This window comes from Providencia sp. PROV202 (genome assembly GCF_028479565.1).
GTDB lineage: Bacteria > Pseudomonadota > Gammaproteobacteria > Enterobacterales > Enterobacteriaceae > Providencia > Providencia zhijiangensis.
The window spans coordinates 141,774-156,357 of the sequence record NZ_JAMPNV010000005.1; the positions used below are offsets into that span (position 1 = coordinate 141,774).

At 40.3% G+C, this 14,584-nt stretch carries 14 protein-coding genes; 9 read left to right on the forward strand and 5 right to left on the reverse strand.

Features of this window, described 5'->3' with window-relative positions; genetic code table 11:
• Nucleotide 1 precedes the first annotated feature (1 nt).
• Both macA and PR799_RS03470 read right to left on the reverse strand, forming a co-directional pair.
• Nucleotides 2–1,111 (reverse strand): macrolide transporter subunit MacA, encoded by a 1,110-nt coding sequence (gene macA, locus PR799_RS03465; protein ID WP_442959900.1) that lies wholly within the window; start codon nucleotides 1,109–1,111, stop codon nucleotides 2–4.
• A 108-nt stretch (nucleotides 1,112–1,219) separates the two neighbouring features.
• Nucleotides 1,220–2,884 carry an ATP-dependent nuclease gene (locus PR799_RS03470; RefSeq protein ID WP_154628599.1) on the reverse strand — a complete coding sequence of 555 codons (1,665 nt, stop codon included), beginning with the start codon at nucleotides 2,882–2,884 and terminating at the stop codon, nucleotides 1,220–1,222.
• Between the two features lie 444 nt (nucleotides 2,885–3,328).
• Between PR799_RS03470 and PR799_RS03475 the strand changes: the two genes are divergently transcribed.
• From PR799_RS03475 to PR799_RS03505, 7 genes are all read left to right on the forward strand, one after another.
• Nucleotides 3,329–4,228: a lysine exporter LysO family protein gene (locus PR799_RS03475; RefSeq protein ID WP_036951864.1), complete on the forward strand. Its 900-nt coding sequence runs from the start codon at nucleotides 3,329–3,331 to the stop codon at nucleotides 4,226–4,228.
• 51 nt (nucleotides 4,229–4,279) lie between these two features.
• Nucleotides 4,280–5,761: a DUF2867 domain-containing protein gene (locus PR799_RS03480; RefSeq protein ID WP_272521266.1), complete on the forward strand. Its 1,482-nt coding sequence runs from the start codon at nucleotides 4,280–4,282 to the stop codon at nucleotides 5,759–5,761.
• A 99-nt stretch (nucleotides 5,762–5,860) separates the two neighbouring features.
• Complete coding sequence (artP, locus tag PR799_RS03485; RefSeq protein WP_154604327.1) at nucleotides 5,861–6,589, forward strand: arginine ABC transporter ATP-binding protein ArtP; 729 nt, start codon at nucleotides 5,861–5,863, stop codon at nucleotides 6,587–6,589.
• A 36-nt stretch (nucleotides 6,590–6,625) separates the two neighbouring features.
• Complete coding sequence (artJ, locus tag PR799_RS03490) at nucleotides 6,626–7,369, forward strand: arginine ABC transporter substrate-binding protein (protein ID WP_036951873.1); 744 nt, start codon at nucleotides 6,626–6,628, stop codon at nucleotides 7,367–7,369.
• A 12-nt stretch (nucleotides 7,370–7,381) separates the two neighbouring features.
• A complete protein-coding gene (gene artQ / locus PR799_RS03495; RefSeq protein WP_036951876.1) occupies nucleotides 7,382–8,122 on the forward strand; it encodes an arginine ABC transporter permease ArtQ in 741 nt (246 codons plus the stop codon).
• Complete coding sequence (gene artM, locus PR799_RS03500; RefSeq protein ID WP_272521267.1) at nucleotides 8,119–8,787, forward strand: arginine ABC transporter permease ArtM; 669 nt, start codon at nucleotides 8,119–8,121, stop codon at nucleotides 8,785–8,787. Before artQ ends, artM begins: the two co-directional genes overlap by 4 nt.
• A gap of 195 nt (nucleotides 8,788–8,982) precedes the next feature.
• The gene (locus tag PR799_RS03505) at nucleotides 8,983–10,386 is read left to right on the forward strand and encodes a hypothetical protein (RefSeq protein ID WP_272521268.1); all 1,404 of its coding nucleotides are present in this window, start codon (nucleotides 8,983–8,985) and stop codon (nucleotides 10,384–10,386) included.
• Nucleotides 10,387–10,458: 72 nt separating this feature from the next.
• On the opposite strand, the gene rlmC is transcribed toward PR799_RS03505, so the two are convergent.
• The 3 genes from rlmC to PR799_RS03520 form a co-directional block, all read right to left on the reverse strand.
• Nucleotides 10,459–11,586 carry a 23S rRNA (uracil(747)-C(5))-methyltransferase RlmC gene (rlmC, locus tag PR799_RS03510; protein WP_272521269.1) on the reverse strand — a complete coding sequence of 376 codons (1,128 nt, stop codon included), beginning with the start codon at nucleotides 11,584–11,586 and terminating at the stop codon, nucleotides 10,459–10,461.
• 7 nt (nucleotides 11,587–11,593) lie between these two features.
• Entirely contained in the window at nucleotides 11,594–12,112 is a 519-nt protein-coding gene (locus tag PR799_RS03515) for a YbjN domain-containing protein (protein ID WP_036951887.1), read from the reverse strand.
• Nucleotides 12,113–12,267: 155 nt separating this feature from the next.
• Nucleotides 12,268–12,624: a YbjC family protein gene (locus PR799_RS03520; RefSeq protein ID WP_154628604.1), complete on the reverse strand. Its 357-nt coding sequence runs from the start codon at nucleotides 12,622–12,624 to the stop codon at nucleotides 12,268–12,270.
• Nucleotides 12,625–12,816: 192 nt separating this feature from the next.
• Between PR799_RS03520 and PR799_RS03525 the strand changes: the two genes are divergently transcribed.
• Together PR799_RS03525 and ybjG are read left to right on the forward strand one after the other, a co-directional pair.
• Complete coding sequence (locus PR799_RS03525; protein ID WP_006657693.1) at nucleotides 12,817–13,080, forward strand: GrxA family glutaredoxin; 264 nt, start codon at nucleotides 12,817–12,819, stop codon at nucleotides 13,078–13,080.
• Nucleotides 13,081–13,498: 418 nt separating this feature from the next.
• Nucleotides 13,499–14,107 (forward strand): undecaprenyl-diphosphate phosphatase, encoded by a 609-nt coding sequence (gene ybjG / locus PR799_RS03530; protein WP_006657692.1) that lies wholly within the window; start codon nucleotides 13,499–13,501, stop codon nucleotides 14,105–14,107.
• Nucleotides 14,108–14,584 lie beyond the last annotated feature (477 nt).

The following is a 14,584-nucleotide window of genomic DNA, read 5'->3' on the forward strand; positions in this document are numbered from 1 at the left end:
ATTACGATTCCGTCTCGCTGCTGCGACCGATGATGACCTTATCCCCTTCCTTTAACCCGCTAATCACTTCCACAGAGACATCATTGCGGCTGCCAATTTCAACGTTTCTCTTTTGCGGGATTCCGTCATTCAAGACTTCCACTTCATAAACTTGTGGAGTGACTTCGTTTCCTAACGCCAATAATGGAAGGAGCAGCACATTTTTATGGGACTCAAGCTCAATCACCACTTGCGCGGTCATTTGGAGTTTTAAAAGATGTTGAGGGTTTGGTACTTCAAAACGTGCATAATAGAAAATTGCATCGTTAATTTTTTCAGGGGTCGGGAGGATATCTTTCAGTTTTCCCGCGAATTTTTTATCTGGGGCACCTAACACGGTAAAAGACGCACTTTGTCCCGGTTCAAGGTAGATAACATCTGCTTCGGAAACTTCCGCTTTAACCAACATCGTATCCAAATCAGCCAGCGTCAAAATCGTTGGTGCTTCTTGAGCGGCAATCACCGTTTGCCCTTGTAACGTCTTAATAAACGTCACAATACCATCCATCGGTGCAGTAATTTGGGTGTATTTCAGATTCGTTTTTGCGGTATCTAAAGAGGCGCGATTACGTTTAATCTGAGACTGATACGTAGCCACTTTCGCTTTATTCACTTCTACATCGGTTCTGGCTTTATCCAGCTCTTGCTGAGCCACTGCTTGCACTTTTGATAGGCTTAAATGACGTTGATAAGTCACTTGCGCAAGCTTTAATTCAGCCTGAGCCAATGCCAAGTTGGATTCTAATTCATGGATAGTTTCTTGAGATTCAGTGACTTCGTTTTGCGCTTTTTGCGGATCAATAACGGCGAGCAGATCGCCTTTTTTAACGGTATCACCTTCTTTGACATACAGTGTTTGCAGTTGCCCGCTAACCTGCGCCCCCACATCCACTTTACGTACAGCATCTAATTTACCCGTCGCCATAACCCGCTTATCGAGGTCACCACGAGTCACATCAACTGTTTGGTAGCTCTCTGGCTGCTGGTTACCAAGAAAAAACCATGCGGTCACCAGCGCCGCGAGTAGGACAAATATGCCATAAATCCATTTTTTTCTTGATACTGCCTTCATTAACTCTATTCCTATTTTCAATCAGAGGGCCGCCCCTCTCTTGAAAATAAGATAGCTGAATAATTATCACTCTTCACTAAACAGATTCAAGATTAACTGCAATTTATATCAATACGCCTTACCGCGCGCCAACCATGCGACTCTTGAGAACATATTTCTCAGAGCCAATGGTACTGCTTCAGGGCCTAATTCAGCGGCACGGTTTACGGTCGCCAGTGCTAAGTCTGGTTTTGACGTCCGTGCAATCGCTTTTAAAATCACACGGCGAGTGGATACTCGGGCATTTTCAGGAATTTCTGCAATTTCATGGTACAAACCTTGAAACCCTTCACGATACAGAAAATGTTCCATATCCGGTGCTGGTAACATGGTTAACCGGTCTCTATCTGGCGAATTAATTTTATTGGCATAATGCGTCGCCGTTGCGGCATATTTTCGCCCTGCTTCATCCCCATCAGTTAATACATGCCATTCAATGCCCATTTTATTGGCAAATTTTAATAACGGTTTTAAGCCACTTTGTGCAAAGGCAATTACCTTAATTCCTTCTGTTTCGAAGAAATAATTACACTGCCTCGCAAATTCACTCATTAGCCAAATTTCCGTTTCTCCCTCAACCAGTAGCCAACAACGGGCAAATAATGCGGAAGGTCGATTAAAACGAATATGGAAAGAGATTTTACGTAACTCTTCAGCACTTAAATCCTGCGGGTTCAAACGATACGCAGATACTTTATTCGTATCACGAACAAGGCGGCATAAGCTATCAATTGGCGCTTGGGAAAGTAAATCGCCAGAATTGGTTGTGGTGATCCGCTGCAAGGAGAACAAGCTAAACAGCCCCCACGCAATAGACAACATAATAGGATGTAGCCGTGTTTCAGGGTCTTCCACAATAATAATTGGGCGAGCATGTTTATCCAGCTCAATATTCCCTTTAGATTGCAGTAATGACGAAAACATCCCTAGGATAATCAGGCGAATATTTCGTTGATTCGGCTTTGCAATTAATCGGTTAATATTATCCAATGCCTGCCAACCTCGCTTACGAGGTTCTATGCTAATCATTGAATTATCCGTTTTCACCATATGACCACTTTTCCCTGAAAAATAGTGGCTCAGCAATTGCTGCATCGCGTCCACCCCATCTTCAAGGTCATTATCACTTAAGCGTTCAGGATTATTCACCAGCGCCATCGTCAATTCTTTAATCTGATGATTAAAGTTTTCACGGAAATTGTTGCTTCCGCTGACTATCGTCTCGGGGTTTATATTATTTAAGAAACGCGCATCTCGTAAGCGGATTACGGGATATAAACGGACAATTTCTTTAATATACTTACCCACATTATCGAGGGATAACTTATTTCCCCCTGAATTTAAGAAGCATTTATCTACCGCAACACTGTTATCGTCTTTTAGCTCCGCACTCACTCGGAATAAAATATGTTTTAAGTCATCTCCATTATCGACCCAAACAGAAGCAAGATTTTGGAAACGATAAGAATGATGGCGACCCGGGCGACTCTCACAGAACTTTAAGACTATCTGCAAAGTACGAAAACGTGTTTCATCATCCCCTGTTGGATGGTGAAAATCATTAGCAGTGAATTGGTATTCCCGATGTTCGGGAGAGAGCAAAATATCTAAGGCATCGAGTAAACTGGATTTACCCCATGAGTTTTCCCCGATCAGAACGGTATTATTATTGAGTTCTAAAGAAAGTCGGTTGATCCCTCTAAATCCGTATATTTCCACACGTTCCAGATACATATCTCTCTCCTTGCTATCAAAAACTGAGTTTGATTGTAACATCCTGACCGCTCAAGGATCCGTGAAACAACCTGAACTATCGCAAATAAAAGCTTACTCATTAAGCCGATTAATTACTATATGAGTCAACATAGTACAAAAAAAACACGTTACGATACATGTTCCTGCATTGAGCTTATTTATTTGGTGATATAGGATGTTTATGCTTTATTTTCCAGCATTTTTCTCCTATTTTTAGTTAATCAGCCATTGAAAAATATTTATCACCTGCGTGATAATTAGCATCACAGGCTAAATTTATTCATGTTTCGATAGCAATGTTCATGAATGTTTAAATATAATCTGTTGTTTATATTGAAATAAGTTTATATTGGCATAAGTTTATATTGGCATAAATTAGTGTAGTTAATGCAGTAAAACAAAATGAAATAAAAGGGCACTAACATGTATTCAGGCTTGCTGATTATTCTTTTACCTCTGTTTTTGGGTTACTTGATACCTATAAAAAATAAAAATGTTCTTCATCGAGTTCATCAGTCTTTAAATTCGATGGTGTACGTTATTTTATTTTTAATGGGTATTACCCTTGCTTTGCTTGAAAACCTCAGCGCACATTTAGTCTCCATCTTAATTTATGCCCTGACCTTCTTCGCCTGCATTTTTGGCCTCAATGCGCTTTCTTTAATTCTTCTGGATAAGCTTGATCCGTGGAAAGTACCACAGCACAAGCAAGAAAAGCCCCCTTCACGTATCAAAATGGTATTTGAATCCTTGCAGCTGTGTGGTGTGTTACTCATTGGCTTTTTAGTGGGATTAACCGGATTCAAATTCTTACATTATGCAGATAAAGGCAGCCAAGTGGCGCTAATGTTGCTGCTGTTACTGGTTGGGGTACAACTGCGTAATAGTGGAATGCATATTCGACAGATTTTAATTAACCGCCGAGGAACCACTATTGCCTTAGTCATGGGGGTTAGCGCCCTTATCGGTGGTGCCGCCGCTGCCTTTTTCCTTGGCCTTCCTATCAAAATGGGGTTAGCTATCGCCTCTGGATTCGGTTGGTATTCACTTACTGGTATCTTAATTACCGATGCCTATGGCCCCGTGATGGGCAGCGCTGCATTTTTTAATGACCTATTGCGCGAATTGACTGCCATCATGTTGATACCGTTGATTATTAATCGCTATCGTTCTACTGCATTGGGCATTTGTGGCTCTACGTCTATGGACTTTACTTTGCCGGTATTGCAGCGCAGTGGTGGCGTGTCGATTGTCCCCGCCGCTATCGTTCATGGCTTCGTTTTAAGTCTAATTACGCCAATCCTTATGGCCTTCTTTACATAAGTAGAATTTCAGTCACAATAGCCGTTAATTTAGGTATCACAGGAAATTAACATGACGGGTAAACAACGAGTTTTAGTACTAGGTGCCAGTGGCTATATTGGGCAAAATTTAATTCCTAAATTATTGGAAGAAGGTCATGAAGTCACTGCTGCCGCCCGACGTGTAGACTGGATGCTATCCCAAGGTTGGTCAGATACTCGCTGTATCTATGTGGATTTACACCAGCCTGAAACCCTGAAAAATATCATGGATGAGGTGGATATTGTTTACTTCCTTGTTCATAGCATGGCGGATCAAGCCAATCTTATTGAACGTGAACGTGAAGCGGCGCGCAATGTACAAAATGCGCTGCAAGGCTCCAACGTCAAGCAAGTGATTTACCTCAGCGCACTGCAACATGGGCATACTTATTCCCCGCATTTAATTGCCAGACGCTTAACAGGAGAAATTCTGCGCGAAAGTGGTATTCCTGTGACTGAGATCCGCGCATCCATTATCGTTGGTTCAGGCTCTGCGGCCTTCGAAATCATGCGGGATATGGTGTATAACCTCGCCATTTTGACTCCGCCTCGTTGGGTTCGCTCAAAGTCATCCCCAATTGCCCTTGAAAATATCCTGTATTACCTCACGCAATTAGCCCAACTCCCCGTTACGAAGAGCCAAGTATTAGATGCGGGCGGCCCTGAATATATAAGCTACCAAGAGCTCTTCAAGCGCTTTATTAAAGTCTCTGGAAAGCGCCGTTTGTTAATTCCAATTCCGATCCCTGTCAGTATGATCTCCGTGCACTTTATTAGTTTGATAACTTCTGTGCCGCCCACGATTGCCAAAGAGTTGATCCAAGGCTTACAACACGACCTGCCTGCGGACGATAAACTCATTCGCGAACTTATCCCGCAAACACTGATTTCATTTGATGACGCGGTCAGAACCACATTATCGGAAGAAGCCAGCGCCATTGATAACTCAGATTGGGGTTACGATCCGGAGGTAAGAAAACGCTGGAGACCGGGTTACGGCTATTACCCTAAACAAGCAGGCTTTACTTATAGTACCACTGCAACCACAGAATCGCTCTGGCATACCGTCCAGCAAATTGGTGGAAAAGAAGGTTATTTTTACGCCAATATTCTTTGGAAAACACGCGCCATTATGGACGATATGATGTTGAATAAAGTCAAATATGGCAGACCTGATCGTGACACCTTACAGGTTGGTGATGAAGTTGATGGCTGGCGAGTCATTAATATGGAGCCAAATAAGCAACTTAGCTTGCTTTTTGGTATGAAAGCACCCGGTTTAGGTCGATTGACTTTCACTATTCATGATAGTGGAAATCTACGCTCAATTGATGTTCGTGCATGGTGGCACCCAGCGGGTTTCAGCGGATTACTCTATTGGTTTGCGATGATGCCAGCTCATCTGTTCATCTTTAAAGGCATGGCTAAGCGTATTAGTGAATTGGCGATTCAACGGGACAAAAAGCTTGTGACTGCGCCGATAGCGGAAGATAGCTCCAATAAGCCAGAATAAATTTAGCGTAAAAAACCAAATTTTTATGCATAAAACATTGCATAAATATGCTTACAGGATTAATATCGCAGGTAGTTAATTTAGATATTATTGGTAAGCATGAGCATTCAATTAAAAAACATAAACTGTTTCTACGGTAACCATCAGGCACTCTTTGATATCAACTTAGAGTGCTCTGCTGGTGAAACCATGGTATTACTCGGGCCAAGCGGCGCAGGTAAAAGTTCCTTACTGCGCGTACTAAACCTGCTAGAAATGCCACGTTCAGGTCAACTCAACGTTGCCAACCATACTTTTGATTTTGCCAAAGCACCAGATGCGAAAGCTATTCGCGATCTGCGCCAAAACGTAGGCATGGTTTTTCAGCAATATAATCTTTGGCCTCACTTAAGTGTGATGGATAACCTGATTGAAGCGCCATGCCGCGTTTTGAAGCTATCCAAGCAGCAAGCTCAAGAAAAAGCCGCTAAACTGTTAGAGCGTTTACGTTTATCTCAGTTTGCTGACCGCTATCCCTTGCATTTATCCGGCGGCCAACAACAGCGTGTCGCGATTGCTCGCGCCTTAATGATGGAACCACAAGTTCTGTTATTTGATGAGCCAACAGCCGCACTTGACCCTGAAATCACAGCGCAAGTGGTGGACATTATTCGTGAACTTTCAGCAACAGGGATCACCCAAGTTATCGTGACCCATGAAGTTGAAATTGCCCGTAAAACCGCAAGCCGTGTGGTCTATATGGAAAACGGTCATATTGTAGAGCAAGGAGATGCTAGCCACTTCGCTGCACCTCAAACCGAAGCATTTGCAAATTATCTATCCCATTAATAGATTCTGTCCCACTAATAGATATAGGATTAAGCAATGAAAAAATTATTATTAGCTACATTATTAGGCGCTGTAACCCTATCTGCGGCGGCGGCGGAAAAAGAGACTATCCGTTTTGCAACTGAAGCCACTTATGCTCCATTTGAAATGTTTGATAAAAACAACCAGATCGTGGGTTTTGACGTAGATCTGGCAAATGCAATGTGTGAAAAAATGAATGCAACCTGCACATTCACACACCAATCTTTTGATAGCTTAATCCCAAGCCTGAAATTCCGTCGCTTTGAAGCATTAATGGCGGGTATCGATATTACCCCTGAGCGTCAACAACAAGTGGATTTCACCGAAACTTACTACCCGAACTCCGCTGAATTTATTGCGGTAAAAGATAAGATTACTGCCGTTGACCAGTTAAAAGGTAAAAAAATCGGGGTACAAAACGGTACTACACACCAGAAATACATTCTGGAACAACATAAAGATATGACTGTTGTCCCTTATGATAACTACCAATCTGCCATTTTAGATCTGCAAAACGGTCGTATTAATGCGGTCTTCGGTGACACTGCCGTTGCTGATGAGTGGTTAAAAGCGAAAGGTAATGAAAACTTAGCGGCTGTGGGCGACAAAGTGACCGATCCACAATACTTTGGTATTGGTTTAGGTATCGCGGTTCGTAAAGGCAACAAAGAGTTGCTTGATAAGATGAACAAAGCCTTATCTGAAGTTAAAGCCGATGGCACCTACGATGCTATCCATAAAAAATGGTTTCAACAGTAGTCGATATAATTAATGAATGATTTATTCTTTTTAGCAAGTGCCGCCGGTATTACCGTCGGCCTTGCCGTTTTAGCGCTAGTCCTTGGATTGGTTCTCGCAATGCTATTTACCGCATGGGAATCTGTTCGGTTCAAACCTCTCGCCTTTTTAGGAACCTGCTGGGTCACGCTGATCCGTGGTTTACCTGAACTACTGGTGGTGCTGTTTGTCTATTTTGGAACGCTCCAGCTCATTAACCTGTTAGGTGATGGTATCGCCATTAACTTAGGTTTCTGGCAAGGTACATTCCAAATTGATCCGAGCATTTTCTTTGCTGACAGCGGCGAATTTGACTACACGCCATTCTTCTGTGGTGTGGTTGCGCTTGCACTGTTATATGCTTCTTACGCCTCACAGACCTTGCGTGGTGCCTTGAAAGCCGTGCCTTATGGTCAATGGGAAGCGGGATTAGCCCTTGGATTAAGCAAACGAACCATTTTCTTTCGCTATATCATGCCGCAAATGTGGCGCCATGCCCTGCCGGGTTTAGGTAACCAGTGGCTAGTGTTACTCAAAGATACCGCGTTAGTCTCCTTAATTAGCGTCAACGACTTAATGCTACAGACCAAAACCATTGTGAACCGTACCCATGAACCGTTTACTTGGTACGCCATTGTGGGACTGATTTACCTCGCTATCACCCTATTAAGCCAATTGGTGCTAAAACGTATTGAACTGCGCACCACACGTTTTGAACGGAGTGATGCGAAATGATCGATTTAATTCTACAAATATTACCGGGATTACCGACCAGCTTGTCACTGACCTTCAGTGCATTATTGGTGGCTTTTATCTTAGCCATCTTCTTTACGTTGATCTTATCCCTCAAAACTCCCGTCATTTCACAAGCGGTTAAGGTGTATATCACCCTATTCACTGGCACGCCGTTATTGGTGCAGTTTTTCTTGATTTATAATGGCCCGAGCCAATTTAAGTCACTGCAAAATTACCCGATGCTGTGGGAGTTTATTTCGACGCCATGGGTTTGTGCGATGGTAGCACTGGCATTAAACAGTGCGGCATATTCCACGCTATTATTCCATGGTGCGGTAAAAGCCATTCCGGCGGGTCAGTGGCAATCTTGCCAAGCGCTGGGTATGAATAAGCTGCAAACCATGCGGATTATTCTCCCTTATGCGTTTAAACGTTCGCTTTCATCCTATTCCAACGAAGTGGTACTGATTTTCAAAAGTACCTCTCTCGCCAGTACCATTACAATGCTGGATATTATGGGCTACAGTAGCCAAGTATTTGGGCAAACATGGGATGTCATGGCGTTCGTCGCAGCAGGGATTATCTATCTTGTGGTGAATGCGATTCTGACGTTAATTATGCGTCTGATTGAGCGTAAAGCACTGGCATTTGAACATCGTGGCTAAATTTAGCTTACCATTTCGTCCATAAGCTCATTGTTTTTACACATAAAAAAGCTTGGTTCAACACCAAGCTTTTTTTATATGAAAAATATACATAGCTAATTATTTTTGTATATATTGATTTTTGAAAGATGGAACCTTTTTGTATTGGTAGTATGAATTATTGAAAAATAATACCGATTACATAAGATTATCTAGATGAATACACAAGTTAAATTTTCCATTCCTTTTCAGCAAGGGCCTATTGTTAATTACATAGCCACTGATATCCCCAACCTATTTGTGAATAAACTTGTCAAAGTCTCAAATATTAGCCCCATTCAAGCAGGTATTTGCGCCGGTCTTTCCAACCATTTTATAATATATGAAAGTCATAATCTTGGTCCCCAGTATGTCAAAAAACTTAGTGACACATTTAATGTCATATCGAATCAAGAGTATTCCCAAAACACGCTGGATACATATATTTTAAATTCTACTAAGAAATTTAGAATGGCTGAATTTAGCACTTTAATTTATCAAGCTATCAATGAACAAGTAGACTACGCAAATTCAATTCAATTAAATAACCTCGCATTTTACATGAACACTATCTCTATTAGAGATATTTACTCGCAGGAAGATAATGTTAGATATTTAAATAAGCTACTAAAATCTGGTGAAATTAATGAAGGAATAAATATACCTAATGCATTCCTCATTAACTATGATTTCCCTGCTAATTTAGTTTTTTTTATAGAAAAAATACTGGATAGAACCTGTTTCAGCTGCTTGTATTTATCCCAGGAAGAAATAGAGCTAATAAGAGAAAAATTATCCCATAAAATACCGTTAACAACGAATGATGCCCGTTTAATTTTGACTGCCTTTTTAAAATTTGAAGCAGACAAAATGAGTCTAATTTCTGTTGATAGACGAACTCTCACAGGATTAATCAACGATAATGCACAACCACTGGAAAATAGAAAAAATACCAATCATTATGGTGAGTTAAAAACGCTAGCTGATATAGAAATGGATATCGATGAATCAATAAAAAGCAAAGGTTATTATTACTGTCTTGTAGAAACAATCGACCACTGCATGGCTATTTCCGCCAAAAACAGTGATGAAAAAGTGATATACACATTTTTTGAACCAAACAAAGGCATTCTATTTGATGAAGACAGCCACAGCTTTTTCAGTCAGTTATCCCAAATTTTTGATGAATTTAATATCAATGGTCAAACTGAACGCTCTTATGCTGGCCATGCATTACTTAATGTCCGCATGATTGATAAAAGAACCAACAGCCAAAACAAACTTAGCTTGCCTAATTTTTCTGATGAAGAGCTTCAAACTAATATCAAAAATGCACTGATAAAAAATAAAGTAAATATAGCATTACCCGATAATTTCAAAATAAAGCTGAAAAGCCATGACCCAATAAGTAATATAACCAAACTCACCGTTTATAAGGGACTAAAAAAATGGAATATCGATTCAAATGAAACTGACGTTAAAAAAATGATTTCAACTATTACTGAAAAGCTCCCATTAATAAAGAGCAAAAAAGGTAATTTATCTATTGATGAATATGGAGATATTCATAATAGAAATTAACTCTTCATTTGAGCCTTATCTTGTAAAACGAGACATGAAAATAGATAGGCGTAAACCTACCTATTTTAATCACTATTTTCGTTTCAATAAGCTCAACACTTCATAGTGTGCTGTATGCGGGAACATATCAAATAGTTGAACTTTGCAAACATCGTATCCTGATAATAATTCAAAGTCTTGCGCCATGGTTTGGGCATTACAGCTAGAATAAAGAATATACTCAGGATGCATATCAGATAAATAATTGCATAAATTCTTACCGATACCGCGGCGAGGTGGATTCACCAGCACTAAATCGGGAATATCTTGGCGACTGGTTGCAAAATTGGTTGAATCTAATGCTTGGAACTCTACATGCTGCAAACCCAGCTCTTGGGCAGACTGGCGAGCACACTCTATAGCGGGCGCACTAATTTCAATACCCGTTAGCCTGGTCGTCTTATCCGCGCAATGTAAACCGAAGCCACCCACACCGCAAAACAGATCCCATAAACTAGTGATATTCAAGTCTTTCACCCACTCTCGAGCAGTTTGATATAACTGAGATGCCACGATAGGGTTCGTTTGGAAAAAACTTTGCGGGCGAATAAACAGAGGAACTTGGTTAAATTCATCCCGTAGCACATGTTGCTCAGTGAACATAATTTCTTGTTCACCTTCTAAAATAGCCATATGTACGGGTTGAATATTGGCGGTGATCACGGCTAATTGCGGCAATTTTTCTTGTAACCAAGGTAATGCTTTCTGCAATTGCGCGATTTTTTTATCGGAACGCAAAACAAAGCGCAACATAAATTGTTTGGTATGCCAGCTTTGAGTCAGCAAAATATATTTTAGCTCACCGCGCTTACGTTCAATGTTATAGGGAGTTAACCCAGCTCTTGCGATAAAAGGAATAAGCTGCGCGAAGATTTGCGAAAATTCAGTGGGATATAACGGGCACTCCGTTAAACTGACAGCGTCACCATCACGGTTAACAATACCCAAAATCGGTTTTTCAACGCTACCACTGACAACCATTTTGGCTTTATTGCGAAATCCTTCAAATGGCCCCGTCACAGGTGTCAAAAATAAAGACGATGCCAAAGAAGGCAATAAAGATTGCAGATTATCTTGTTTACAGGCAATTTGCTGTTCTGGCGATAATTCTAGCCACTGACAGGAGCGACATTCTCCTGCCAAATATTTTTCACAATGCATAAGGTATTTAGTGAATAATCACGGAAGGTTTATCATCAAGGTCGGATTCAGTATCGTCATCATTATCATCCGACTCTAACTCTTCATACTCATCTTGGTTAGCATAAAGCAGATTATTACTGAAAATTTCAAACACAATACCGGAAATTTGCTCTTCGGCTTGCTGTAAGAAATGGCTAAATTGGCGATAGGTTATCCCAGCTTCTAACGAAAATGATTGGCTAACCACCAATTTAGGTAGATTTTCATTATTAATTTCGAGAAAAACTTTTGCCGTTAATGAGCTGGCGTTAATTTGGCTAATATTTGCCACCAGCGTAATAATCGCGGTAGGTTTAAGTTCTGCCAATGCTGAGAGTACTAACACATTATTAATAATGTCTAATTTAGCATCAAAGATCCCATCAATATTTTGCATATGAGGGAGATGCAAAGCAGCACAAGAATCACACTCGAAATAAGAGGTTTTGAGTTGGTCGAGCCACTCACGCAGTTGTGAGATATCTGGGTAACAAATAGAATCCATGATCAATAACCTTCTTCAACTCAAAATAGCGATATACCAAAAATAACCATATTCGTGCCAACCAAGCACTCATACTAACAATTCATTCTAACAAATAGAAAGCGGACAATTTTCACACATAGCCAGTCTAAACACCAGTAAAACCATGCCCTGCTCTACTTTTCGTCTGGTTTATCATCATCTCGCGTTGTCTCTTTTGTCTGATTACGGCGGTCACGACTCGCGCCCCCCGATTTATTATCAATGCCTAAAAAAGTAAGGCCATGCACGGCTCGCCAGATAATATTGATCATCGCTGGGATTAAACACCCCATTCCAACCAGCACCATAGAGACAATCGCGCCAGAGCTGGCGAGCCATTCCGGCAGCGTAATATAGTCATTAGTGGCAAGTAATACGGTGATTAGTAATAATATTCCGATACCCTCAAGAAATAGAACGGGTTTTGGCATATCCGCTAGTGAGCGCATCGTCCCTTTAGTCTCTTTTATGGGTTTTTGCTGTTGTTCCATGATGTTTTCCTTCGTTTTATTACCTTATATTGACAGTATCGTCACCACCACTAGCAAATTATATAGACTGCCTATAGCTATGAAAGGAAAATTCAACTTTTATTTAGAAGCTGATGTTGGCATAGTATTGGGCATTATTATTTTGTATCTGATTAGTCATTAGAATCTGAGTTCTAAATTTAAGGAGATATTATGTACACTGTTATTTTTGGTCGCCCTGGTTGCCCATACTGTGTTCGTGCTAAAGAACTTGCAGAAAAACTGAAGAATGAACGTGACGACTTCGATTATCGCTATGTTGATATCCAAGCGGAAGGTATCTCTAAAGAAGACTTATCCAAAACCGTTGGTAAAACTGTAGAAACCGTTCCTCAAATCTTTATCGATGAAAAACACATTGGTGGTTGCACTGATTTTGAAGCATACGCTAAAGAAAATCTGAGTCTGTATAAGTAATCAATCTTACAAGACATTTTCTTTTATAAAGCCCTTGATGAGCCTCTCATTTGGGGCTTTATTTTTTCTTTTTGTGCTATGCAAAAATATTTTCATCAAAAATTGCACTTTTTCTGATCACCGAGAGAACTTTCCTCCATTGCTGTAGTCTTAATTAGTGCCACTGCTTTTCTTTGATGTCCCCATATTGAGGAGCCCGATAGCCATTTGATTTTTTCATGCTATCGGGTTTTTTGTGTCTAGAACTTTTGCATTGCCCTGATAAATCACTGTTATTGAGCAAATATTGATTGAGTTAATGTTTAACAAAAAGTAAATTTGTCAGCTTGAGTAGCAAGGTCTAGAGCGTGTCTTGATTCACCCCTTCCCATTGCTATGTCCCGTCTTCTTGAGAACTAATGTCCGAGGTACTCTGATCGTGCTGGAACAACTAAATCTGGATCTTTTTAATCTGATCAACGCAACGCCTGAGTCCGCAAGTGGTACTATTGCGTTAGCCACGGTGATCGCCAAACGCTTGATCCTTATTTTCCCGCTATTTACTGTTGCGTGTTGGTTTTGGGGCGCGCAGTCAAGTATGACTCGCCAACGTGCCTTTGCCTGTAAAACGGCTTACGCCATTGTCATTGGCTTAGTAATTTCTTGGTTGATTGGTTATTTTGCACCACATGAGCGTCCTTTCGTGATGGGCATTGGCTCTAATTTCTTAGATCACGACGCAACTCCGTCTTTCCCGAGTAACCATGGAACTATTGTCTTCACGTTTGTTTTTGCTTTCTTATTCTGGCTAAGAACATGGGTTGGCTTCGTGTTTATGGTTCCTGCCATCGTTATTGCATGGTCTCGAATTTATCTTGGTGTTCACTGGCCGTTAGACATGATTGGTGCATTTATCTTAGGTGCTATTTCTTGCGGTTTATCTCAGCTGATTTGGGCTGGAGGCGGCAGTGTTATTCAGCAACCACTCACTCGTCTTTACCACCTCGTATTTGGTTCTCTCATTCGTAAAGGATGGATGCAACCTTAATTGGTGATTTAAAGTACTGACCTATTATCAGTGTCAGTACTTTCCCCTTCATTTTCTCCATCATTAAATATTGAGCTAAATCAAAGTTTGTTTTCATTTATTTTTAGCGATAATAACTTTATTTGAATTTATCAAATAAATATTAAAACAATTAATTAACAAATATTTTGTAACTATTTCTTATTATTTTTTGCGACAAAAAATAAGTATTCTATTTCCCATCTTAAATCCCCTAAAATAATTAACATATTTCGCAAGAACATTAATTAACCAAAAAAATTAATCACGTTATTAATTAATTAACATAAAGGAATAAATTCCTTTTATATCAATATGTTAAAATAAATCCCAGCTAGGTATTTCTCTAAAGAATAAAGCGGTTTTTTCATCCGTATTTTCAAGTCATTGATCATCTGATTGACGTTAAATTTTTTATTAACATGATAACGGTTTTAATGTTTTGTATTTTTATATAAA